A 24,615-nucleotide genomic window follows, 5' to 3' on the forward strand; every position below is an offset into this window, starting at 1 on the left:
GACACGCGTCGCCGAACGCGCGGGCCTCCCGGCCGGACGGTCGGAGGCCCCCGCCGGTCGGGGCGCCCGTCGCCGGGGCAAGTCCGCCGGCGTGCGACGGGTTTCGGGTTTCTGCCCGGCAGGTCCCCGCTGAGGTGCGGTCGGGTGGGTACCCGCCCCGGCATGACCGTCTACGGATTACACGCCTCGCACGAACAGATCCCGCCCGCCGATCTGCTCGACGCCGTGGTGCGGGCCGAAGGCGCGGGATTCACCGGCGCCATGTGCTCGGACCACTTCTCCCCGTGGAGCGTCCGCCAGGGGGAATCCGGATTCGCCTGGTCGTGGCTCGGCGCCGCGCTCCAGGCCACCGACCAGTTGCCGTTCGGCGTGGTGAACGCGCCGGGCCAGCGCTACCACCCCGCGATCGTCGCCCAGGCGGTCGCCAGCCTCGCCTCCATGTACCCGGACAGGTTCTGGGTCGCGCTCGGCAGCGGTGAGGCCTCCAACGAGCACATCACCGGCGCACGTTGGCCCCGCAAGGACCTGCGCAACGCACGGCTGCGGGAGTGTGTCGACATCATCCGCGCACTGCTGCAGGGGGAGGAGGTCAGCCACGACGGACTGGTGACCGTGGACCGCGCCCGGCTGTGGACGCTGCCGCCCGCCGTGCCGCCGCTCGTCGGAGCCGCGTGCAGCACGGCCACCGCGGCCTGGTGCGCCGAGTGGGCGGACGGCCTCATCACGGTCAACGCCCCGCGGGAACGGCTGCGGGACATCGCCGACGCGTACCGGGACGCGGGCGGCCAGGGCCCCCTGCACCTCCAGGTGCACCTGAGCTGGGCACCCGACGAGGCCGAGGCCCTGGCCCTGGCACACGACCAGTGGCGCACCAACGTGCACTCGCCCCCCGCCAGTTGGGACTTGGACTCCGCGGAACTGTTCGACCTCGTCAGCGAGCACGTCACCCCCGAGCGCGTGGCGGACACGGTCAACGTCTCGTCCGACCTCGGCCGGCACACCGCCTGGCTCCAGGAGTACGCGGCGCTCGGCTTCGACACCGTGATGCTGCACCACGTGGGCCGTGAACAAGGCCCGTTCATCGAGGCGTTCGGGGCCGAGGTACTGCCACGGCTCGACGTCACCCGCCCCGTTCCCGCCACGGCGAAGGAGTACCGATGCGTCTGACCCGCACCTCCGACCTGTGGTGGAAGAACGCGGTGGTGTACTGCCTGGACGTCGAGACGTACCAGGACGGAAACGGCGACGGGATCGGCGACTTCGCGGGCCTCGTCCAGCGCATCGACCATCTGGTGCGCCTCGGCGTGACCTGCGTGTGGCTGATGCCGTTCTATCCGACACGGGAACGTGACGACGGATACGACATCACGGACTTCTACGGCGTCGACCCCCGCCTGGGAACCCTCGGCGACTTCACCGAGTTCGTCCGCACCGCCAAGGACCGCGGCATCCGCGTGATCGCCGACCTCGTCGTCAACCACACCTCCGAGGACCATCCCTGGTTCCAGGACGCCCGCTCGGGACGGGACTCCGCCCACCGCGACTGGTACGTCTGGCAGGACGAACCCCCCGAGGACGGCCCCGAGGGCGTCGTCTTCCCCGACGCGGAGGACAGTCTCTGGGAGTACGACGAGGGCAGCGGGCAGTACTACCTGCACCGCTTCTACAAGCAACAGCCCGACCTCAACGTCGCCAACCCCGAAGTACGTGATGAGATAGCCCGCGTCATGGGCTTCTGGACGCAGCTCGGACTGTCCGGATTCCGCGTCGACGCCGTGCCCTTCCTGCTGGAGACGGCCGGACAGGACGACGCCGCGGCACTGCCGGACCCGCACGAGTACCTCGCCGACCTGCGCGCCTTCCTCGGCCGGCGCAACGGCGAGTCGGTGCTGCTCGGCGAGGTCAACCTGCCCTACGACGGCCTCGCCCGGTTCTTCGGCGCCCCCGCCTCGGACCGCGGCGACGAACTCACCATGTGCTTCGACTTCGTCGGCATGCAGCAGATGTACCTGTCGATGGCGCGCCAGGACGCGGGACCGCTCGCCGCGGCGCTGCGGGACCGGCCCGCCGCCCCACGCGACTCCCACTGGGCCACGTTCGTACGCAACCACGACGAACTCACCCTCGACAAACTGAGCGACGACGAACGCGCCGAGGTCTTCGCCTCCTTCGGCCCGGACAAGGACATGCAGCTGTACGACCGGGGGCTGCGCCGCAGGCTGCCGCCCATGGTCGACGGCGACCGCCGCCGCGTCGAACTCGCCTACAGCCTGCTCTTCACCCTCCCCGGCACCCCCGTCCTCTTCTACGGTGAGGAGATCGGCATGGGAGAGAACCTGGCCGCCGAGGGCCGTCAGGCCGTACGCACCCCCATGCAGTGGACGCCGGAGGATGGTGCCGGCTTCTCCACCGCCGACCCGGGAACCTTCCCCAACCCGCTGGTGGAGGGCGCGTTCGCACCCCGGAAGGTCAACGTGTACGAGCAGAGCCGCGACCCCGGCTCGCTGCTGAGCCGCATCCGGCTGTTCGCCGAGCGCTACCGAGAGGCTCCCGAACTGGCCTGGGGCGAGTACCGCGTGGTCGAGACGGGGGAGCGCACCGTGCTGGCACACCTCTGCCGCACCACCGACGGGAAGATCCTGGCCGTGCACAACTTCGCGGACCGCCCGGTCACCGCACGGCTGCGACTGTCCGAGGCCGGACCCGGTGGAAGGCTCATGGATCTGCTCGACGAAGGTCATGCCGGGCTCACTGTGCCCGACGACGGCCGGCTCCGCGTCGAACTGCCCGCCTACGGGTACCGGTGGCTGCGTGTCGGCACCCCCGCGGACGATCCCGAGAGGGTCGCGTCCGACTGACGCGGCGCCCAGGAAAGGATCATGAAGTGAGCGGCCGTGATCCTGGTGGCCCGCTCACCGTCCCGGCGTGCCCGTACCCTGGCAGCATGCGCATGCGCCCCACTCTGAGCTGGACTCCTACCGAGGACTTGCCGCCCGGCACCACGGATCTGGCGCCGATCACGGACATGCTGACCACCGGCGGTGTGCTGGTGCTCAGTGGAGCGGGCATCTCCACGGAGTCGGGAATACCCGACTACCGGGGCGAGAACGGCAGTCTGAGTCGGCACACCCCGATGACCTACCAGGACTTCACCGCGGGCGCGCAGGCCCGTCGGCGGTACTGGGCGCGCAGTCACCTCGGCTGGCGGACCTTCGGCCGCGCGCGCCCCAACGACGGACACCGGGCCGTCGCCGCGTTCGGGCGGCACGGCCTGCTCTCCGGGGTGATCACCCAGAACGTCGACGGGCTGCACCAGTTCGCCGGCAGCGAGGGTGTCGTGGAACTCCACGGAAGCCTGGACCGCGTCGTCTGCCTCTCCTGCCGTGCCTCCAGCTCGCGCCGTGAACTCGCCCAGCGGCTGGAGGAGGCCAACCCGGGCTTCGCGCCGGTGGCCGCGGCGATCAACCCGGACGGTGACGCCGACCTCGCCGATGAACAGGTGGGCGACTTCCAGGTCGTGCCCTGCACGGTGTGCGGCGGCATCCTCAAGCCGGACGTGGTGTTCTTCGGGGAGGCCGTTCCACCGTCGCGGGTCGAGCACTGCCGCCGCCTGGTCCGCGACGCCACGTCGCTTCTGGTGCTGGGTTCGTCGCTGACGGTGATGTCCGGCTTCAGGTTCGTCCGCGAGGCGGCCCAGGCCGGGAAGCCGGTGTTGATCGTCAACCGGGACCCGACCCGGGGCGACCAGCACGCCCTCACCCGGGTCGCGGTCCCCCTGGGAGCGGCCCTCACGACCGTGGCGGGCCGGCTGGACATCCCCCTGGTGGACTGAGGCCGCTGCGTGGGTGGCGGCGGAGGGTTCCCGGGGCGTGACGGCGACGTGGACGGCGTGCGGCGACCGACTGGCGCGGCCGAGGGTCCGGTTCACGCGGGCTGATTCCGGTTCGCCGCCGGGTCGGTACGGGCCCGCGTGAGCGCGGTGACCGTGTCGCGCGGGTCGTCGGCGTGGAACCGGAGCGTACGGGCGAAGCCCCGCGCACCGAGTGGCCGCACGAACTCCACCGGTTCCGTCAGCTCCACCGTCACCGTGGTCTGGCTGCCCACCGCGAGGTCGAGCACCCCGTCCGCGCTCAGTCGTACCAGCCCTCCGTGCGGGTAACGTCGCTCCACCCGGGCGGTGGCGATGGCTGCGGCCGGCACCCGTAGGTCGAACAGCGCGCCGTACCGCAGACGCAGCGAGCCGTCCGGTCCCACGACGTGGGGCCGGACCACGCAGCCCGCGTGCAGGGCGAGGAGCAGCACCACTCCGTACACGTCCGCGACGAGCAGGACCGCGTGAACGAGCGGCCACGGGATCACCAGGGCCAGCAGGACGGTTTCGATGACGGAGACGAAGAGCAGCCCGTACATCATGGCCGTCTGGGGTCCGGTGTACGCCACGGCCCGTGCGTCGTCGGGGACCTGGTGACGTCGGCGCAGCACCCACAGCCCGAGGCTGTGCAGGGCCCGAACCTCGTGCACGACGAGCCGGCGCGCGGCCACCGGGACCAGGGTGTGCAGCGCCTTCCTCGCGGCCTCCCGGCGGCCCGCGCCGGTCCGTCGTCCGGCGGCGTAGAGCCGCCACAGAACCACGGCCTCTCCCGCGAGCAGGGTCGTCATCAGCGCTTCGGCTCCCACGAGAACCGCTCCGGGTATCCGTACGCCCGCCACCGCACACACGAGGAGAGCCGCCTCGGCGGGAAACATCACCCACACGGCTGCCCGCGCGATCCGCGTACTCATGACGGCCTCCGGTTCATCCGGGCGGTCAGCTCCCGCATCACCCGGCGCACCACCTCGGCCTGGGCGGGCGGGTAGTCCGCGAGCAGCGCCTGCGCGATCCCCGTCGACGCCGGGTCCCCGTCCGGGATCGTCGCCATCACCTCGTCCGGCACGGCCGCGGCCAGGTCCCTGGCCAGTGCCGCGATCCGCGGATCGTCCACCGGGGCTCCGCTCAGTTCGTCCAGCCGGTCGTAGAGCCGGAGCATCGCGGGGTGGTCCTCGGCCAGCGGCCGCAGAGCCGTGTACACCGCGTGCCCGCCGGCTGTCGCGTCCAGCAGGGTCAGGAGTTCGCGGTCCTTGGCGGCGGCGGGCGACGTGGTGTCAGGCGCGGCCTTCAGGAGCTCGACGAGTGCGGGAGACAGCGGCGCGTCCGGTGTGAGCGGGCCTTCCAGCAAGCCTGCCAGCACCCTGCGGCGCTGCTGGATCTCGTGCTCCTGGCGGGCCAGGTCGGCGTCGAGTTCGCCCAGCACCTCGGCCAGTTCGCGCCCGGCGTCGTCCGCGAGGACGTCCCTCACCTCGTCCAGGGAGAGCCCGAGCTCGGTCAGCCGCCTGATCCGGGCCAGCAGAACGGCGTCCCGAAGGCTGTAGGTCCGGTATCCGTTGGCCTGCCGCAGCGGCTCAGGCAGAAGGCCGATGTGATGGTAGTGCCGCACGGTCCGGGAGGTGACTCCCACGAGCGCGGCGATCTCTCCGATGCGCATGCCGCCAGTAGAAACCCTGCCGCTGCGACAAGGTCAAGCACGGCACGGGCGGCCCTGCCGGCCTCCGCTCCCGTGGAGGACGGCATCTTTGCGTCCCGTAGGTAAGCGGATCGGGGCCCCAAAGCGTAGGAGGAGTGTGAAGCACCTGGATTTCAAGGAGTTCTACCGAGCCGACCGGGACGTATGCCTGCGGGCCGTCCTGGCGAGCGTGGGCGACCGGCAACTGGCCGAGGATCTGGTGGCCGAGGCCTTCACCCGCGCGTGGACGTCTTGGACGAAAGTGGGCCGGCATCCGTCACCGCGGGCGTGGGTCGTACGGACCGCGCTCAACACCCGTGTGTCCTGGTGGCGGCGCCGGCGGCGGGAGGTGTCGCTGGCCGAGGACCACGAGTTCGTGGATCCCACGGCCGACGACGCCGGACTCGACCCCACGTTGCTGCACGCGCTGCGCCGACTACCGCGGCGGCAGCGGGAGGTGGTCGCCTTCCGGGTCTTCCTCGACCAGGACACCGCGGCCACCGCCCACGCCCTCGGGATCGCTCCGGGGACCGTGACCGCCCATCTCGCGCGGGCCGTCGCCGCGTTGCGCGGGGAACTCGTATCCGTACCGCGACAGGAGGACCTGACATGAACGACACGGAGACCACCCGGCTGCTGGACGCGCTGAGGCATTCACTGGACGACGTCCGCCTCACCACGCCGGTCGAGGAGATCGTCGCCGAGGGGCACGCACGCAAGCGGCGGCGCCGGGTCGTGGGCGTCACCGCGGTCGCCCTCACCGCCGGCCTGGCCGTCGGAGCGTCGGTCCTCTCCCGCCCGCCGACCGCGCCACCGGCCGTCGCCACGTCGGGTACGGACGTGCACGTCCACACCGTCGCGTACACCGTGGACACCCAGAAGGACGGCACCATCCACGCCACCTTCGACAAGCAGCGCTACTTCACCGACCACGCGGGCCTGGAGGCGGCCCTGCGCAGGGCGGGGTTCCCCGTCCTCATCAAGACCGGTGTCTTCTGCAAGGGACCCGACGACGACGGGAAACTGACCCCGTCGGGCGAGGGTGCCGGGGTGGACCGCGTACGGGAAGGGGTACGCGAGGACGACGGGAGGGTCACCTTCATCTTCAAGCCGGAGCACATGCCGCCGAACACCCAGTTGTTCATCGGCTACCTCGACAAGGCACAACTGGCCGCCGTGCACGGCAATCCCGGGTCGGTCGAGCGCCTGGTGCCCAGGAACACCAAGCTGACCTGCGACACGGTCGCGCCCCCGGAGCACGTGTATCGCTAGGGCAACCGCTTCTTGAGGAGTCGCCCGGCGCTCCAGTCCGGGCGAACTCCTCCGCACGGCACCCTGCCCGGACCGTCACGTCACCGTCCGGCCGGGCAGGGCGCGTGGAGGGACACCTCTGTGACGTGCCGCGCCTACTGACGGTGCCTCACCCCGGGAGTGTCGCGACCGGTTTCCCCGCACGTCGTCTTCGCGGCGTCCGGTGCGCGCACGATGTACGAATGAAGTTCGCCCACTGGACGCCTTCTCCGTGTGGGATGTCGGACGGTCGTGAACGCGGCGGGGTGCAATCCGGTGAGAGGGTGCAATCCTGGGTGTCCACTTCCGTCTCACTCTGGGTCGCACGCCCGGTGCCCCGAGCTGACAACGTTGTCTTCTGGTGAGCCCCTACTGCGCGTGCGTACAGCGACGCTGGAGAGGTTACGTGCCCATCAGATCCCAACCACCCGTGCCCCGCGCGATCCTTCCGAGAGCCGGGCGGCATCGTCGGCCACTGCGTGCGGCGGTTGCCGCGCTGCTCACCGGGGCGCTCGGCGTCGCCGCACTGGCGGGTGGCGGCGCGGCCGCCGCGTCGCCCGCCACCGCCAAGTCCGCGGGGACGTCCGGCGGCACGGACTACACGAAGCTCGTCGACCCGTTCGTGTCGACCGCCGGTGACGACGGCAACGACCTGCCGGGCGCCCAGGCACCGCACGGTCTGGCCAAGGTCAACCCGATGACCACGCCGGACCGCAACCACACCGGGTACGACTACAACGAGGACCACATCGCGGGCTTCACCGCGACGAACCTCGACGGCGTCGGCGGCTCGGGAGGCGGCGGCGACCTGCTCGTCGTCCCGACCTCCGTGCAGTACGACAAGCGTCCCGCCCCCAGCACGTACGCCCACACGTACCGCCACGACGACGAGAGCGCGACGCCCGGTTCCTACCAGGTGGGGCTCGGATCCGTCTCCGGAACCGCCTCGTCGGTGACCCAGGACCCCGGCACCATCAAGGCCGAGACGACCGCGACGACGCGCACGGCGCTCGAACGGTACAGCTTCCCCGCCGGGTCGAACCCCGAACTCGTCCTGGACCTGGCGAACAACTTCACCAGCCGCACCCGTTCGACGATGAAGGCGACGAAGCTCCCCGACGGGACCTCCTCGATCTCCGGGCTCATCGCGGGATCGTTCAACGGCGCCGCCTACCAGCTGTACTACAACGCCACCACGAACGTCCCGGTGACCTCGCTGAAGAGCTGGGGCAACGACGGCAGGCTGAGCGACGCGACCACGCAGGACGGCTCCGACACCGGCGCCGTCCTCGGGTTCGACAAGTCCGCCGGGAACGACGTCGAACTGCGCATCACGCTGTCCCCGATCAGCGCGGAACAGGCGGCGACCGACCAGCAGAACGAGGTGGGCAAGCTCACCTTCGACCAGGCCCGCGCGCAGACGAAGGCGGCCTGGAACAGCGCGCTCGGCGCGGTCGACGTGCGCTCCTCGGCGAAGTCCGACCCCGGGTCGACGCTCACCAAGGAGTTCTACACCCACCTCTACCGCATGTACGCGCTGCCGGTGAACGCCACCAGCACCAGCGGGACCTACCGCGGCGCGGACGGAGCGGTGCACAAGGCGAACGGCTTCACGTACTACGACGGCTGGTCCACCTGGGACGACTTCCGCAAGTACTCCGTCGAGGCGTACATCGACCCGGCCACCTACCGGGACATGATCCAGTCCCTCATCGAGCTGTTCGCCGACGCGCGTTCCTCCGGCAAGAGTCTCGGCAGTCTCACCCACTCGGTTCCGACCGTGCGCTGGGAGCGTTCGGCCGTGCTGGTCGCCGACGCGCTGTCGAAGGGCTTCAAGAACTTCGACCGGCTCGACGAGGCGTACCCCGCGCTGCTCTCGTACTCCGGCTACTACACGGGGGCGCAGCTGCGACAGGGCTACGTCACCGGGGATCCCGGCACGACCGTCCAGCGCGGCTACGACCAGTGGGCCCTGTCCGTCATCGCCGACGCGCTCGGCAAGGACGCGGACGCGAAGAAACTGCGTACCCAGTCGACCATGGCGATCGACAACCTCGTGAAGTCCGACGCCTGGACCGCCTCCGACGGCACCAAGGTGGGTCTGCTGACCCCGCGCGCGTCCGGCGGCGACTGGCAGAGCGCGGACTACGAGAAGTTCGAGGCGGCCGGCCTCTACCAGGGCACGCTCTGGCAGTACCACTGGTACGACGCCTACGACATGGGCGGCCTCATCAAGGCCATGGGCGGTGACAAGGCCGGCAAGGCCGCCGTCAAGCACATGTTCGGCGAGGACTCCGGCGCCGACGACGGCTCGACCATGCTGCACTCCAACGCGAACGAGATCGACCTTCAGGCCCCGTACCTCTTCAACTACGTCGGTGAGCCGAGCCTCACGCAGAAGTGGGTGCGGTCCATCTACACCGGCACGACCTGGAACCGCTACATCGCGACGGGCTCCACGAACGAAGCCCCCAGCTCCGGCGGCCAGTTCACCCCGCCGGTCAAGACCCAGGTCTACAAGCTCTCCCCGAACGGCTTCCTGCCGACCATGGACAACGACGCCGGCACGATGTCGACCATGTTCGTCGGCGCGGCCCTGGGCCTGTTCCCGGTGACCGCCGGTTCCAGCCAGTTCCAGATCGGCAGCCCGTTCTTCGACTCCACGACGATCACGTACGCCAACGGCAGCCGGTTCACGGTGAAGGCCGACGGCGTGTCGCCGAGCAACTACTACGTGCAGAACGCGACCCTCGACGGGAAGCGGTTCGACAACACCTGGCTCGACTACTCCCAGATCATCTCCGGCGGGACCCTGGACTTCACCATGGGGTCCAAGCCGTCCCAGTGGGGCACCCACTCGAAGCCCGCGTACTCGCTGAACACCGACTCGGGTGGCGCGGGAGACGGTGGCACGGGAGCGGGCAGGGGCGACACCGTCGTCTCGGCCCGTCCGGACACCGTCGACACCGGCGCGGACGGCAAGGTCGACGACAGTGTGAAACTCACCCTGTCCGGACCGGCGTCGTTCGCCGCCCGCAACGGAACCAGCCTGACCAGGACCGGGGCGGCGACCGTGACCGGCCTGCCGGGCGGTGTCACGGCGGACCTCCGCGTCACCGGCTCCCGCACGGCGACGCTCTCGCTCACCGGCGGCACACAGGTCGACGCGCACTTCGGCATCACCTTCGCCGACACGGCGTTCGCCCACGGCGTGCGGGCCTCCACGGTACGCGGCACCGGCATATCCCCGACCGACCCGCTCGTCATCTCCGCCGCCGCGGTGCACCGCGAGGTTCTCGGATCACTCGTCGACCAGGCGTCCCTGGTCCGCAGCGGCAACTACTCCGACGGCTCCTGGACCCTGTTCCGGTCGGCGCTCGAACGCGCGCGGACCGTCCTCGCGGACGACGCCTCCGCGACGGGTACCCTCATGGCCGCGCACGACGCGCTGCGGTCCGCCATCGGCACGCTCACCATCGACGAGGGCGGCTACGCCGTTCTGCAGGCCGAGTCCCCCGACCAGAAGGAGGGCCCCAGCCTCGTCAGCGAGCGGAACAACTCGGACGGCAACCTCGGTGGCGTCACCGAGGGTTCGTGGGAGCGTTACACCAAGCTGGACTTCGGCGGGGTCGCCCCGCGGACGCTCTCGGTCCGCTACGCCAACTCGCAGGCGACGAACGCGAAGCCGAGCAGCGTCGACATCCACGCCGGTGCCGCCGACGGTCCCGTCGTCGCCACCGTGCAACTCCCCGGAACGGGCGGCTGGCAGTACTACAGCACGGTGCAGGCGGCCGTCACCGACCCGGACGCCCTGCTGAACGCGTCGAGCGCGACGTTCGTGTTCCACGCACCGGCCGGCCAGCAGTGGGTGTCGAACTTCGACTGGTACCAGTTCTCGCCGTACGAGGTGTCGACGTCCCCCACGACCACGCTCGCCACCCTGACCGCGGTCAACAGCACCACGACCGGCGGCGGTTCGGCCCCGCTCAACCTCTCGAACGGCATCTTCGAGAACGTGACGAACGGCGCGTGGGCCGAATGGAAGGACACCGACCTCCGCGACGGCGCCGACACCGTCACGGTCCGCTATGACAAGCCGCAGTCCCGCGCGGCCTCGGACTCGCACATCGAACTGCACCTCGGTTCAAAGGACGGCCCGAAGTCCGTGTCCGTGCCGCTCGACTACAGCGGTTCGGGCTGGGGAACCATCGCCACCACGAGCGTGCACCTCGACCCGAGCGTCTTCACCGGCGTCCAGGACGTGTACGCCGACTTCGTCTCCAGCACGCAGTCCGCGTCCCAGCCCTACGTGGGCAACATCTACGCGCTGGCCCTGACGCAGGACACCGACGCCCCCGTCGGCTTCGACGCCACCGCGTTCCGCGCGAACAGCGGCGGCGGCCTGAAGAGCGAGCCGGTCGGCTGGACCGGCTCGGGTTCCACCACCGACCTCGGCGGCACCTACAACGGAGCCTGGCTCAACTACGGGGACATCGACTTCGGTGCCTCGCAGAAGAGCACCGTCACGATCACCTACGTCAACAACTCCGCCCGCTGCGGCACCGGTTCGGCCGCCCAGCTCTACCTGGACTCCTTCGACACGGCCAACCCCGGCACGCCGTACGCGACGGTGCCGCTGCCGGTCACGGGAGCCGCCTGGTCGTCCGGAGGGACGACCAGCCTGACCCTGCCCAAGGCCATCACCGGCACGCACACCGTCTACCTGCGGCTGACGACGACCCCGGACTCCTCGCACCCGTACGTCGCGAACCTGGGCCGGATCACCTTCAACCACGTCGAGACGCCCGCCGTCACGGACAAGTCCGCCCTGCGGAAGGCGATCGAGCAGTACGAGGGGCTCTCCGCCGACGCGGCGCGCTACGACACGATCGACTTCGGTGTGTACCGGCGCGAACTCGCCGCCGCCCACACGCTCGTCGACGCCGACGGCGCGACCCAGCTCGAGGTCGACACCCAGACCCGCAGTCTCACCCTCGCCGCCAAGCAGCTGATCCCGGTGCCGAGGCTGCGGCTGGAGGACCTGGTCACGACCGCGTCGGCTCTGCAGGACGCGCGCTACACGGACGCGTCGTGGAAGGCGTTCACCAAGGCACTCACCGAGGCGAGGACCGCGGTCGCGAGCGACACGGCCACGGACGCGACCCTGGCGGCGAGGTACGACGGCCTCCAGCACGCCATGTCCGCGCTCACCACGAAGCCCAGGACGGTGCCGGCCGCACCCGACACGGTGTCGGCGACGTCGTCCGGCACGAGTGTCACCGTCGCCTGGTCCGCGCCCGAGGACACCGGCGGCGCGCCGGTCACCGGCTACAAGATCACCCTGGACGACGGCCACCAGGTCGAGATCCGCGATCCGAACAGCCGGAGCACGACGTTCACCTGGCTGCGGGCCGGCAAGTCGTACACGGCGCGCGTCCGCGCGGTGAACTCCGTCGGCACCTCGACCCCGAGCGCGGCCACCGCACCCGTGGTGACCGAGGGCGGCAAGCCGCAGAAGCCGACCGTCACGAGCGTGATCACCGAGGCCGGTCAGGTCCGGGTGACCTGGCGGCCGGCCGGTGACGGCGGGTTCCCGGTCATCGGCTACACCGTGGCCCTCGGTGACGGAACCACCGCCCACGTGTCCGCCACGACGGACACGGCGGTTCTCACCACCGCGGGCAGGGCGAAGGCCCACACGGCAACCGTCACCGCGATCACCCTGGCCGGGACCTCCGACGACTCCGCCACGACCACCTCGGCGGACGACTCGGTCGCGACCGCCCCGGCGGACGCCCCCGACCCGGCGTACGTGTCGTCCCCCTTCCCGGACGAGACGCTGAACGCGGCCTACACGTCGGACAAGTGGCCCGGGACCGGCGACGGGACCGACTACTTCTACGACCTGCTCAACGGTGTCGGCGACCTCGGCTCCGGCATCCTCGGCGCCAACACCAAGGTGTCCCAGGGGACCGGCCCGACCGCCGAGAACGACCGGATCGCCGTGCGGATCAACAACGCGGCCACACAGAAGGAGGTGGACCGGGCCGAGGTCGACGCGACCAACAGCTCCACCGTCACGATGGCCGACGGCCTCGGATCCCGGCTCGGCCAGATCTACAGTGACGCCCTGAAGGGCGGCCAACTGCCGAAGACCAGCGCCCTGTTCTCCCGCGTCACGCAGAACCTCGACAAGGTCGACGCGGCGAAGAACCACTACGGCTACCAGCGCCCGTACGTGCGGCTCGGGTTCGTCGGCGACGGCGGCTCCATCTACGAGTCGCAGGACGGCTCGTACGGTTCCCTCGCCACCAGCGGCTCGTACCCGAGCGGCCACACCTACGGCGGTTACGAGGCCGGCACCATCCTCGCCACGCTCCTGCCGGAGCTGGCACCGTCGATCCTCGCGCGCACCTCGGAGTACGGGGACAACCGCATCGTCCTCGGGTTCCACTACCCGCTGGACGTCATGGGCGGCCGGATCTCCGGCCAGGCCACCGTCGCGCACCGGTGGGCGGACCCCGACTTCGCGAACCTGCTGACGCAGGCCCACACCGAGATGGAGAACGTGCTGCTCGCGCAGTGCGAGAAGGAGGGATACGGCGACACGCTCGCGGCCTGCGAGGGCGACTCGTACGCCGGTCTGAGCAAGGCGCAGGACGTCGAGCTGTACACGCGGCGTCTGACCTACGGGTTCTCCCAGGTGGGGAAGGCCGGGCAGGCTCTCAAGGCGCCGTCCGACGCGGCGGCCCTGCTGATCACGGCCTTCCCCGACCTCACCACCGGGCAGCGCGTCCAGATTCTGGAGCAGACCGCGACGGACTCCGGCTACCCGCTCGACCTCACCGGGGACGGCGGAGCGAGCTGGCAGCGGATCAACCTGGCGGCGGCGATGGCGGCGAAGGTGGTCGTGGGCGCCGACGGGTCGGTCACGGTGCAGAACTTCTCGGACGCCACCAAGGCCAGCGTCGCCGACGCGAAGGCGATCACCGTCGGAGGTGTCGCGATCGACGGGTTCGACCCGAAGGTGTCCACGTACGTCGTCGACTGGCCGAAGAACGCCAGGATCCCGGCCGTCTCCGCCGTACCGGCCCAGTCCGGTGCGCGGGTGAAGGTCACCGACGGCAGTCCCGTCCTCTCGTCGTCCGGACACCGGTTCACCACCCGCACCATCAAGGTGACCTCGGCGAACGGTTCGGTCACCCGGACCTACACGGTCGGGTTCCAGCCCAGGGAGCGGGACGACCGGCCGTTCGCGGCCGGCGGCAGCAGCGGATACCGCGACGCCGGAGAAGCGAGCCTGTGGTCCGTCTCCGGCCTGTCGGACCCTGTAGGCACCGGGGCGGGTTCCGTCGGCGGCACGGCACCGTGGTCGCCGGCCACGGAGTGGACGCGGCCCCTGGGCATCCGGGGGGCGAAGGGCACGACGTGACCGTCTGACGAGCCGTGAGCCTCCGGGCCACGGCGGGATCCTGCCGATCCCCGGGAGTCACAGCAGTCACCGGCCGGCCCCTCCGCACGAACCGTTGCTGGTTCGTGCGGAGGGGCCGTCGTCGTGACGGCACGGCCGTCCACGCCCGGGTCGTCGGTCCCCGGAGGGGGTTCACCCGGCGTCGTCCCTCGGCTGCGGCGGACGCCGTCCTGCCCGGCTCCAGGGCCGGAGTCCTGGCGAGGTTCTCCGTCGCCTGCTCCGCCGGTACGGGAGTTCCACCGGTCGTGTTCAGCGTCGTGCTCCGCCGCCACTTCGGCATCGAAGCCGCGGTGGTCGTGTGCGGGGACGTGCTCTCCGCCGGGGCGCGCAGGCCGTCGGCGCTGCGCCGCGCACGGACGCGGTCGGCCCGGCGCGCAAGCCACACCGGCGCGCTCGGTGAACGGGTGGGCCGCTCCGAGCCGACGCCGCGTGCCGAGGAATGTCGTGTGCCGCGGCGCACGGGCCGGGCCGCGGGGGTGCGGTCCCGGCATCCGTGCGGGGTCGGCGAGGTCCCTACGGTGTGGTGGACGCGGTGCGGTAGAACTCGCTCGCGGTGACGGTGGCCGGGACGCCGAGTTCGGCGGCGACCGCGGTGATCGCGGTGGCGCCGACGGTCAGGTCGGCTTGTCCGTCGGTCGTGAAGTGCGGGGCGATGAACGTGTCGTAGTGGGCCCGGACCTCGTCCGCGGTGTGTCCGCCCAGGAACGTCTGCATGTGCCGCACCGTGGTGTCGGGGTCGTTGCGGATCACCTGGAGGGCACGCCGCTGGGCGCGTAGGACGGCCTGGACCGCGGGGCCGTCGGGATCCGTGTAGGTGGGATCGACGGCCAGTCCCACGGTGGGGATCTGGAAGTGGTCGCCGACCCAGGCCAGTACCTGCCAGCCGTGCTCGGCGGCCACCGCCTCAGGGGCCATGGTGCTGCCGACCAGGGCCGCGTCGATCCTGCCCTCGTGCAGCAGGCGCAGGTCCATGCCGTAGTCGCCGGGCGGCCGGACGACGGTGTGGAGGTCGCGGTCCGGGTCGAGGCCGGCCCGGCGCAGCACGATCCGGGTGAAGCATCCGGGTGCGGTGTGCGGGGCGTGGACCGCCAGTCGCCGGCCTGCCAGGTCGGCCAGGGAGGTCAGGCCGGGGCGGGCGAGGAACCAGAACAGCGGGCGGGTGGTGTTGACATGGAGGGCGACCCAGGGGGTGCCGTCGGTCAGACGCGACAGCAGGGCGCGGCCGAGTCCGATGGTGGCGCCGCGGCGCAGCCGCTCGTCGTCCCAGGCGCAGCCGTCGCGCAGGGCGACATGGACGCCCTCTTCGGCGTAGTAGTCCTCCTGGTCGGCGATGTAGGCGGCCAGTTCCTCGTGCAGGCCCCGCCCGACGTAGGCGAGATCGATCGTGTGCATGAACGCCTTTCCTTGGTGGTGCCGTCGTCTCTGGGCCCGCGGGCGCAGGGCACCGCGGCCGTGCTGAGGTGACGGTGTACGTGAACGGGTGGGGCTCTCGGCCGGAGGACGGCCGCACGTCAGTACATGGCCATCCCGCCGTTGACCGCGGCCGTGGTGCCGGTCATGAAGGAGTTGTCCTCGTCGGCGTAGAAGGCGATCGCCTGGGCGACGTCGTCCGGGTGGGCCAGGCGGCCCAGGGGGGTGGCGGCCACCTGCCGCTGCTTGTGCGCGTCGTCGAACACATCAGTCATACGGGCCATACGGGTGTCCTCCACCGGGCCGGCCGCGACGATGTTGACCGTGATGCCCTGCGGTCCCAGTTCCTGCGCCAGGAACCGGGCGAACTGCTCCAGCGCGGCCTTGGCCGTGCCCAGGGCGATCATGTTCTCCCGCGGCCGGCGGCTGAGACCGGTACTGATGTAGATGACGCGTCCCCAGCCCTGTTCGCTCATGTGGGGCAGGACGGCCTTCGTGACCGCGAACGCCGCGTGCATCTCCGCGTCGAGCTTGCCGCCCAGTTCCTCCCACGTCATGTCCTGGAACGACTTGACCGCGAACGGGATCAGGGCGTTGTGCACGACCACGTCGATGCCGCCCCATGCCGCCCGGACCTGCTCGACCATGCTCTCGATCGCCGCCACCTCACGCACGTCGGCCCGGACGGCCATCGCCCGGCCGCCCGCGGCCTCGATGCCGGCCACGACCTCCTCGGCCGCCTTCTCGTTGCTGAGGTAGTTGACCACCACGCGCATCCCTCGCGCGGCCAGAAGGCTCGCGGTGGCCGCGCCGATTCCGCTGCCGGCCCCTGTCACCAGTACCACCCTGCCGGTCGCCCCGGTCATGAGCCCACCTCCTGCTCGTCGTCGCGGGCAGTCGGGATGACCGCCCCGATTCGTTCGTCGTGGGCGACCGGGTGTGCCGGGCGGATCGCCCCGTAGAGCACGGTGTCGACGGTCGCCCGCAGCAACTCGGCCGCGGTCCAGTCGAGTTCGCGCGGCAACTGCGAGGTGAGCAGACGCTCCACCGCGCCGCGGGTGATCTCACTGAGCAGCTCGGGCGGTGCCGGCAGCAGTCCTTGCCGGTGCCCTTCCCGGAACAACTCGTCGAGTCGCCCGTAGACCACCTCGTCCACCCGCTGCTCCACGTACTGACGCAGCATCACATCGCCCCGTCCGGTCGCGAGCTGGGCCGCGCCGATGCGCCCGAGCTCACTGCCCGCCGCGATCAGGAACCGCTGCACCCGTACACCGAACGGCTGTCCTTCCGCTTCCTCGGCCGCCGCGGTCAGCGTGCGTTCCACCGTGGCGAACTGCCGGTCCAGCACCGCGGCCAACAGGCTGCGCTTGTCGGGGAAATGACGGTAGATCGTCTTCTTGCTCATCCCGAGCTCACGGGCGAGATCGTCCATGCTCACCCGCGCGAACCCGGGTGCGAAGAACAGCCGGCCGGCCGCCTCCACGATCACGTCGGCACGCCGCTCGCCGTCCTCGGAAACTTTCGAAACTGATTCAGTTTCCATGGTTTCCATGCTTGCCTCCCACCCCTCGACTGTCAAGGCGTGCCGAGTGCGCGGGGCTGTGCCGCGGGTGGCCGCCGGCGTCGACAAGCGCGACTCCGCCTCCGTCGTCCCGTACTCGTCCGGGACGGCCGGCAGTCCGGCACCCCTGCTCGAACCGCGCCCGGACCGACATTTTCGGCACCCCGTTCAACCCGAATCCGATCCCGGTCCCGTCAACCGTCAGGGGCGCGCTCTCCGGTACACCCGGCGCCGTCCTCAAATCCTTGGCGACCGTTTTATTCATCGCCTTTTACTCCCACCCTCCATGTGGGCCCTTCGGAAACCGATTCCGTGCAATGTCAAGAATTCGGTCGGGTCATGCAATGCTTCTGTAGGCGTCGCGGAAGACGGGGGAGCGGCGGAGTGGATCCGTCGCGGACATGTCCGTCTCACCCGCACCTCACCCGGCCGACACCTGGACCGCAGTTCAGTGCCCCGGCGTCCTGCCGGCATCCCGCAGATGGGTGATATCGAGGGTGATCCCCGGGCCGCTTGGCCGACGGGCTCTGCGCGAACAAGGTATTCCCTCACCGATTCCCGCTATCACTCGCGGATTCCGTTGACGCGCATCATCCGAGTGTCGACGCTTTCCCCATGAACACGGGATCGTTCGGACCGAGGAAATTCTCATGAAGACGTTCGTGCATCGGGGGCAGATAACGAAGGTGGTCTTCGGCAGTGGTACGCGCAGCCGTATCGCGGAGGAGGCCGAAGCTCTCGGATGCCGTCGGGTGCTGATCCTGTGCACGCCAGGTCAAGTGGACCAGGCGGCGGAGGTGCGCGACCTGCTGGGTGCGGCAGCCGTGGGAACGTTCGCCGAGGCGGCCCCGCACACCCCTGTCGACGTCACGCACAAGGCGCTCGCGTACGCCGGAGCCGTGGAGGCGGACTGCGTCCTCGCCGTCGGTGGTGGATCGACCATCGGCCTCGGCAAGGCGATCGCCGTCCGGACCGGGCTTCCGCAACTGGCTCTGCCCACCACCTATGCCGGCTCGGAGATGACGCCGATCCTCGGAGAGACCGAAGGCCGCAGGAAGACGACCCGGCGGCTGCCGGAAGCGCTGCTCAGGACGGTGGTCTACGACGTCGACCTGACGCTCACGTTCCCGGCGGCGACGTCGGTGGTCAGTGGCGTCAACGCGATGGCGCACGCCGTGGAGGCCCTCTACGCGCAGGACCGGGACCCGGTCGCGTTCCTGATGGCCGGTGAGGCGCTCGACGCCCTCGCCCGCTCCCTCCCGGTCGTCGCACGACGTCCGGACGACCACGAGGCACGGGCGGACGCGCTCTACGGGGCGTGGCTCGCGGGCACCTGTCTCGGCTCGGTGGGCATGGCCCTGCACCACAAGGTGTGCCACGTGCTGGGCGGCACCTTCGGGCTCCCGCACGCCGAAACCCACACGGTCGTCCTGCCGCACGTGGTCGCCCACAACACGCAGGCGGCCCCGGAAGCCATGGCACGCATCACGAAGGCGCTGCCGGCGGCCGACGCCGCGAGCGGCCTCTTCGACTTCGCCAGAAGGCTCGGCGCCCCCAGCGCCCTGCGAGACCTCGGCATGCCCGGATCGGGGATCGAGCAGGCGGCCGAACTCATCGTGCGGGACGGCTACTGGAACCCGCGTCCGGTGGACCGGGCGGCCGTCCGCGCCCTCCTGACCCGTGCCTGGGCGGGGGAGGCGCCGTGGACACCAGTGGGCGACGGACATCCCCGGACCGACTCCGACATTTGACCCTCCATCACCAAGGGAGCGCGCCATGCGTGATCTGACCAGCGACACCATCACCGATGCCGTGATCGCGACCATGCGGGACACCAAGGACCCCCGTACCGCGGAGATCCTCGCCTCACTGGTGCGGCACCTCCACGCCTTCGTCCGGGACGTCGAACCCACGGAGGAGGAGTGGGCCCGGGGAGTCGACTTCCTGACCCGCACCGGACGGATGTGCACACCGACACGCCAGGAATTCATCCTGCTGTCCGACGTGTTGGGCGTCACCATGCTGGTCGACGCCCTGAGCAACCGACGTCCCGCCGAAGCCACCCAGAACAGCGTCCTGGGCCCCTTCTTCAGGGAGGACAGGCCGCGGCTCGCCGACGCCGCCGACATCTCCGCGGGCCTGCCCGGCACCCCGCTGTTCTTCGAGGGACGGGTCGTGAACCGCGACGGGGCGCCGGTGGCCGACGCCTCGGTGGACGTCTGGCACAGCGACTCCGACGGCCACTACGACGTGGATGTGCCCGGCCAGGTCGACACGGCCATGCGCGCGCTGTTCCGCACCAACGCGAAGGGACACTTCAGCTTCCGTTCCATTCGCCCGTCCAGCTACCCGATCCCCGCTGACGGCCCGGTCGGCGAACTCCTGCGCGCGACCGGCAGGTCACCCATGCGCCCCGCCCATGTGCACCTGCTGATCGAGGCTCCGGGCTTCCAGCGCGTCACCAGCATGCTGTTCCCCACGGACGACCCGTACCTGGACAGCGACCCGGTGTTCGGGGTCAAGGAGTCGCTGGTCGAGTCCTACGACACGTACGCGGCCGGCACCGGACCCTGCCGCGGGCTGACCGACGTGTCCTACACCCTGCTGCGCCACACCTTCGTCCTCGAACCCCGCCCCGCGGACTGAGGACCGAGGGCCGAGGACCGAGCGGCTCGCAGTGCCGCCGCCCGGCCCCAACCCCCTTCGTTCCCGACCGGCTCGACCGACTTGTCCGCCAACCCCCCTGGTGGGGCGGTGGGTTCACCCCATGACCTGCGCAGCAGGCGACGCTCCTCACGACTTTCACGGAGGTCCCGCGATGACCGAAGCCCTTGACCTGACAGTCGATTTCCGAGCCACCATGAGCCGGCTCGCCACGGGTGTCAGCGTGATCACCACGTGCTCCGGAGGCGCACCCATCGGCATGACCGCGAGTGCCGTCTCCGCCCTCTCCCTGGACCCGCTCCAACTGCTCGTATGCATCGGCAACCACCTGTACACGCGGACGGCGATCGCGGCGTACGGCCGGTTCGCCGTCAACGTGCTCGGTGAGGACAGCGAGCACCTGGCGCGGAACTTCGCCGCTTCCAAAGCGGACAAGTTCGTGGGCGTCGAGACCGTCGACGACCACGGCGTGCCCGTGCTGAAGGACGCCATCGCGTCCGTCGTGTGTGACGTCGCCGAGGCGCTCCCCGGCGGAGATCACACCATCTTCGTGGGAGACGTCCTCCATTGGACGCACCAGGTGGAGTGCCGGCCACTGCTCCATTTCGCGGGCGGTTTCGGCACGCTCAGGGCTCCACGTTGAGCCCAGCCCTGGCAGCAGCGGTGGGACGCCGCCCGCCGCCCGGCCCGTGACCGACATGTCACCGCCCCCGATGTCCGGCTCCCGCGAGGCGAGCCGTGGTCGTCGGGGGCTCCGCCCGTCCCGAGAATCTCACGGAGAGTGCCATGACCAGCTCCGTCGCGACATTCAAACTGCGGCCCCCGGCCCAGCCCCCGCACCTGCTGAGCCGCCCGCGCCTGCTGCGCCGCCTCGACGCGGCGACCGAACCCGTCGTGGTGCTCTCCGCGCCGGCCGGTGCCGGGAAGACGGTGCTCCTGACCGAGTGGTCGCAGGGCCTGACGGCCCGTGGAGAGTGCGCCTGGCTCAGCCTGGACGCGTACGACAACGCTCCGGGCCGGCTGTGGTCCTGCATCCTGCGAGCGGTGCACCAGGCACGGCCGAACCTGCCCGGCCGCCTCGACAGCGACGGGTGGACGGTCGACGCCTGGCTCGAGGAGATCCTCCCGGGCCTGCTGACCGGACTGGGCGGGGAGGGACCGCTCACGCTCGTCCTCGACGGACTGGAATCCATCACGGACGCCGACGCGGTGCGCAGTCTGGCCGACTTCCTGACAAGGCTTCCCCCCGGCCTCCGCGTCGTCCTGTCGACCCGGCACCTTCCCGCAAGCCCCGTGCCGACCCTGCACGCCCGGGGTCTGGTCGCCGAACTCACCCCGCATGACCTGGCCTTCACCCCCGAGGAGGCGGAGGCGGTGCTCACCGGCCCGCTCGGGTCCGCTCCGAGCGCGGACGTGTCGCGCGCGCTGTACGAGGCCACCGAGGGATGGGCGGCGGGGCTGTGCATCATGGGACGCGCTCTCGCCCGTTCCGCGAACGAGGCCGACAGGGAAGGGAACCTGGCCCGCGGCGGTCGAGCGGTCGGCGAGTATCTGGCCACCGAGGTGCTCGACCGGCTCACCGCCGAACAGCGCCGGTTCCTGCTGCGCACCAGTGTGCTCGACGAGTTGAGCGCCGGACCGTGCCAGGCCCTCGCCGGGGACCGGGCGGGCGTACTGCTGCGCGAACTCGCACGGACCGTGCAACTGCTCGTGCCCGTCGCATCCGATCCGTCGGCGTACCGGCGTCACCGACGACTGTCCTCGCTGCTGTCCGACGTCCTCGCGTCCGAGGGGGCCGACACCGTCATGTCCCTGCACCGGTCGGCGGCCCAGTGGTACTCCCGGCAGGGGAACACGACCGCTGCCGTACGGCACTGGACCCTTGGCGGCGACGAGCCCGCGGCCGTCGCGTCGGTCCTCGACGGCTGGGAGAAGGCGATCTCGGCGGGCCGGGGTGCGCAGGTCTCGCAGTGGCTGGACCTCCTGCCGCCCCGCACGGTCGCCGCCGACGCTCGACTGTGCGTCGTGGCGGCGATGGCCGCTCTCTCAGAAGGCGCCCCGGAAACGGCCCGGCGCTGGCTGGATGTGGCCCGGCTGAGGCAGACGGGCGCGGAGACGGTGGGTGAGGGCGGCACGGTGCACGACGCCGCCGCTGTCGCTCAGGTCGTCGCGTGCTGTCTGAAGGGGGAGGTGCTGACCGCCGGCCGTCTCGCCGAAGCGGCCGTCGCCGGCACCCTGCCGCTCACCGCCTGGCGTGCCCTCGCCTGCACCGCCCGCGGTGCCGCACTGCTGTGGACACGCCGGTACGAGGAGGCGGAGGAACTGCTCGGCGAGGCCACCCGTGACGCGCACGCCGCCGGGCACGGCCTGGCGCTCGTACGCGCGCTGGGGCTGCGGACGCTGTGCGCACTCCTGGCCGGCCGGCACGAACTGGCGCGTGTTCTCAGTGAGGAGGCCTCCGAGGCGGTCGCGACGGCCGGCCTGGGCCGGCACTTCGTCTCCGTGACCGCCTACGTCGGCCGGGCCGCCCTGCTCCTGGAGGAGGGACGGACCGAGGAGGCCGAACAGGTTCTGGCCGGCGCGGAATCGGTGCTGGCGGACGCGCCCCGCACGGGAGGTGAACCCCACGTCCGCGCCCTGTGCCACCTCACACGGTCGCGGCTCGAGAGCGCGCGGCACGACCCGGACGCGGCGCGGAAGGCCCGCGCGGCGGCCGAACGGGCCGCGGCCCGCTGCGAGTCGCCCGGGGTGCTGACGGACCTGCTCGGCCGAGCAGGCGGGGACACGGCGACGGCACCCCCCGTCCCCCGGCCCGAGGACCTGTCGGTGGGGGAGCGGCGGGTGCTCCGCGCCCTGTGCGGCCCGCTGACGCTGCGTGAGATCGCCTCCGAGCTCTATGTGTCCCACAACACCGTCAAGACACAGGTACGGGCGATCTTCCGCAAGCTCGACGCGCACGACAGGGGCGGAGCGGTGGCCAGGGCCCGGCAGTGCGGTGTGCTCTGATCCGGACCCTGGCGCCCTGCTGCGGGGCGTCCCGCTACGAGGCGTCCCGGCGTGCGGCGTCCTGGCGCCGGGCGTAGTTCGCCTGAGCCGTGTACACGGTCTCCTCCTCGTCGCCGACGCTCTCGATGCCGCAGACCTTGCGCGCGAGGTCCGCCATGCTGCCGCTCGGGGACATCTCGGCACGCTTCATGGTGAGACTCCGGATGGCGAGCAGCGGCGTTCCGTTGAAGTTCTCGAAGGTGCTGATGCGGCCGCCCCAGTCGGACAGGAACATGTCGCGGATCACCCGGCTGATCTTCAGTCGGTCGTAGGGCCTGCCGACCGGTCCGGTCTGCAACGCCTCGAGCCACGGCCGCAGTTCGGGCTGCTGCCACTGCCCCTCGGTCGGATAGATCAGCGCGGAACGGCCGGCCAGGTCGAGGAGTTCGTGGACCATGTCGGTGATGTGCTCGATGTAGTACGCCCGCCCGAAGTCGAACATCAGGACGTTCGGCTTGAAGATGCCGCCCGGAGTGAAGAACCCCTCGTCCTCCGAACCCACCGTGTGCGCCTTCAGCGTCTGGTGGAAGCCGGCGAACCGGGCGACCCGGGCCTGGACCGGCGGCAGTTGGTACGTGCCGATGTGCTCGGTGATCAGCAGGGCCAGGCCGAGCATCAGCTCGGCCTTCACCATGGCACGCACCAGTGAGTGGTAGTGCAGCCAGTCGAAGACACGCTGCGGGTACAGCGAAGCGTGCTGGGGGTTGCCGATGTGGAAGACCCGGTTCCAGGGGATGAACACGTCCTCGAACACGATGACACTGTCCAGCTCGTCCCCCTGCGAGGCGAGCGGGTGCTCGATCTCGTCGCCGTCGTGGACGTTGCTCTCCCGGCAGATGATGGTGATCCCGGGGGTGTCGGGCTTCACCGCCCCGTAGATGATCTGCTCCGCGACGATCCCGGGTCGGTAGAAGACACCGATGTGGATCCAGTCGCCGAAGGCCGCGCCGGTGCTGATCGCCTTCACACCCCGCACGGTGATGCCCTCGTCCGAGGTGGCGACCACCCGCAGGGCGGGCGACTCGGCCTGGGCGGAATCGCGCGAGCGGTCCGCCTGCGGGTCGACGAAGGCCGGCGTCGCGTTGAGGTCGCCGTCCCGCACCACGTTCCAGAAGTCGAGGATCCCCGCGGTGAGGTCCCTCCCGTCGGTCCCGACCGACTGGCTGCTCCAGGGCTCCGGGTCGTCGATGTACGTCAGCAGGACGTAGTTGTTGACATCCGGTGTACGCGGGATCGCCCCGCCGCCGAGTTCCCGCTGCACCGTCTCCAGGTAGTGGCGCTTGCGCCGCAGGTCCTCCTTGGAGCGGTGCTGGAACCATGTCATGGACCGCCGCACGCCGTCCTCGTCCACGAACGTCATGGCGTCCTGGAGGTCCGGGCGGTGGTGAAGGTCGTAGAACGCCGCGAGGCTCTGGGCGTAGGCCCTGGTCTTCGGGTGCGTGGCCACGTTGTCGACGAGTTCGTCACCCACCCACACCCTGCGGCCGTCGTTCAGCGCTGCCAGGTATTCCTTGCCTGTACGCATGTCGTGCTCCTCTCCAGGGGCAAGAGATCCGGATGGCACGGAGCATGCGTCGCGACAGGGTGACCGGACGGCGCGCGGCCGGCGATCACCCGGGTGAAACCGGCGGTCA

General features: G+C 70.8%; 16 protein-coding genes. 10 read left to right on the forward strand and 6 right to left on the reverse strand.

What is annotated here, in order from left to right; genetic code table 11:
* Positions 1-144 precede the first annotated feature (144 nt).
* From ACFV2J_RS01755 to ACFV2J_RS01765, 3 genes are all read left to right on the forward strand, one after another.
* Positions 145-1,167, forward strand: coding sequence for a TIGR03885 family FMN-dependent LLM class oxidoreductase (locus ACFV2J_RS01755; protein WP_385088112.1), 1,023 nt, complete (start codon positions 145-147; stop codon positions 1,165-1,167).
* Positions 1,158-2,858 carry an alpha-amylase family protein gene (locus tag ACFV2J_RS01760; protein WP_385088110.1) on the forward strand — a complete coding sequence of 567 codons (1,701 nt, stop codon included), beginning with the start codon at positions 1,158-1,160 and terminating at the stop codon, positions 2,856-2,858. The genes ACFV2J_RS01755 and ACFV2J_RS01760 overlap by 10 nt, the downstream gene beginning before the upstream one ends.
* 86 nt (positions 2,859-2,944) lie before the next feature.
* Entirely contained in the window at positions 2,945-3,832 is an 888-nt protein-coding gene (locus ACFV2J_RS01765; protein WP_385088108.1) for an NAD-dependent protein deacetylase, read from the forward strand.
* A gap of 92 nt (positions 3,833-3,924) precedes the next feature.
* On the opposite strand, the gene ACFV2J_RS01770 is transcribed toward ACFV2J_RS01765, so the two are convergent.
* Entirely contained in the window at positions 3,925-4,782 is an 858-nt protein-coding gene (locus ACFV2J_RS01770; RefSeq protein WP_385088106.1) for a hypothetical protein, read from the reverse strand.
* Positions 4,779-5,522 carry a MerR family transcriptional regulator gene (locus tag ACFV2J_RS01775; RefSeq protein ID WP_385088104.1) on the reverse strand — a complete coding sequence of 248 codons (744 nt, stop codon included), beginning with the start codon at positions 5,520-5,522 and terminating at the stop codon, positions 4,779-4,781. The genes ACFV2J_RS01770 and ACFV2J_RS01775 overlap by 4 nt, the downstream gene beginning before the upstream one ends.
* A gap of 136 nt (positions 5,523-5,658) precedes the next feature.
* On the opposite strand from ACFV2J_RS01775, the gene ACFV2J_RS01780 reads away from it, so the two are divergent.
* The 3 genes from ACFV2J_RS01780 (at position 5,659) to ACFV2J_RS01790 (ending at position 14,262) form a co-directional block, all read left to right on the forward strand.
* Positions 5,659-6,153 (forward strand): sigma-70 family RNA polymerase sigma factor, encoded by a 495-nt coding sequence (locus ACFV2J_RS01780; RefSeq protein WP_385088102.1) that lies wholly within the window; start codon positions 5,659-5,661, stop codon positions 6,151-6,153.
* Positions 6,150-6,812 carry a hypothetical protein gene (locus tag ACFV2J_RS01785; RefSeq protein WP_385088100.1) on the forward strand — a complete coding sequence of 221 codons (663 nt, stop codon included), beginning with the start codon at positions 6,150-6,152 and terminating at the stop codon, positions 6,810-6,812. The genes ACFV2J_RS01780 and ACFV2J_RS01785 overlap by 4 nt, the downstream gene beginning before the upstream one ends.
* 424 nt (positions 6,813-7,236) lie before the next feature.
* A complete protein-coding gene (locus ACFV2J_RS01790; protein ID WP_385088098.1) occupies positions 7,237-14,262 on the forward strand; it encodes a glycoside hydrolase domain-containing protein in 7,026 nt (2,341 codons plus the stop codon).
* 552 nt (positions 14,263-14,814) lie between these two features.
* Here ACFV2J_RS01790 and ACFV2J_RS01795 read toward each other — a convergent pair.
* From ACFV2J_RS01795 to ACFV2J_RS01805, 3 genes are all read right to left on the reverse strand, one after another.
* On the reverse strand, positions 14,815-15,693 hold the full coding sequence (locus ACFV2J_RS01795; protein WP_385086564.1) for an ABC transporter substrate-binding protein: 879 nt from the start codon (positions 15,691-15,693) through the stop codon (positions 14,815-14,817).
* Between the two features lie 119 nt (positions 15,694-15,812).
* A complete protein-coding gene (locus ACFV2J_RS01800) occupies positions 15,813-16,577 on the reverse strand; it encodes an SDR family NAD(P)-dependent oxidoreductase (protein ID WP_385086561.1) in 765 nt (254 codons plus the stop codon).
* A complete protein-coding gene (locus ACFV2J_RS01805) occupies positions 16,574-17,254 on the reverse strand; it encodes a TetR/AcrR family transcriptional regulator (RefSeq protein ID WP_385086558.1) in 681 nt (226 codons plus the stop codon). The genes ACFV2J_RS01800 and ACFV2J_RS01805 overlap by 4 nt, the downstream gene beginning before the upstream one ends.
* 668 nt (positions 17,255-17,922) lie before the next feature.
* On the opposite strand from ACFV2J_RS01805, the gene ACFV2J_RS01810 reads away from it, so the two are divergent.
* The 4 genes from ACFV2J_RS01810 to ACFV2J_RS01825 all read left to right on the forward strand — a co-directional run bounded on the left by ACFV2J_RS01810 (position 17,923) and on the right by ACFV2J_RS01825 (position 22,942).
* Positions 17,923-19,023, forward strand: a complete 1,101-nt coding sequence (locus ACFV2J_RS01810; protein WP_385086555.1) for a maleylacetate reductase — start codon at positions 17,923-17,925, stop codon at positions 19,021-19,023.
* A 25-nt stretch (positions 19,024-19,048) separates the two neighbouring features.
* Positions 19,049-19,918, forward strand: coding sequence for a dioxygenase (locus ACFV2J_RS01815; protein WP_385086552.1), 870 nt, complete (start codon positions 19,049-19,051; stop codon positions 19,916-19,918).
* Positions 19,919-20,090: 172 nt separating this feature from the next.
* The gene (locus tag ACFV2J_RS01820) at positions 20,091-20,579 is read left to right on the forward strand and encodes a flavin reductase family protein (protein WP_385086549.1); all 489 of its coding nucleotides are present in this window, start codon (positions 20,091-20,093) and stop codon (positions 20,577-20,579) included.
* A 143-nt stretch (positions 20,580-20,722) separates the two neighbouring features.
* Positions 20,723-22,942, forward strand: a complete 2,220-nt coding sequence (locus tag ACFV2J_RS01825) for a LuxR C-terminal-related transcriptional regulator (protein WP_385086546.1) — start codon at positions 20,723-20,725, stop codon at positions 22,940-22,942.
* Positions 22,943-22,976: 34 nt separating this feature from the next.
* On the opposite strand, the gene ACFV2J_RS01830 is transcribed toward ACFV2J_RS01825, so the two are convergent.
* Positions 22,977-24,506 carry a 4-hydroxyphenylacetate 3-hydroxylase family protein gene (locus ACFV2J_RS01830; RefSeq protein WP_385086543.1) on the reverse strand — a complete coding sequence of 510 codons (1,530 nt, stop codon included), beginning with the start codon at positions 24,504-24,506 and terminating at the stop codon, positions 22,977-22,979.
* Positions 24,507-24,615: the final 109 nt, after the last annotated feature.

This window comes from Streptomyces sp. NPDC059668, assembly GCF_042734135.1.
In the GTDB taxonomy this organism is placed as follows: domain Bacteria; phylum Actinomycetota; class Actinomycetes; order Streptomycetales; family Streptomycetaceae; genus Streptomyces.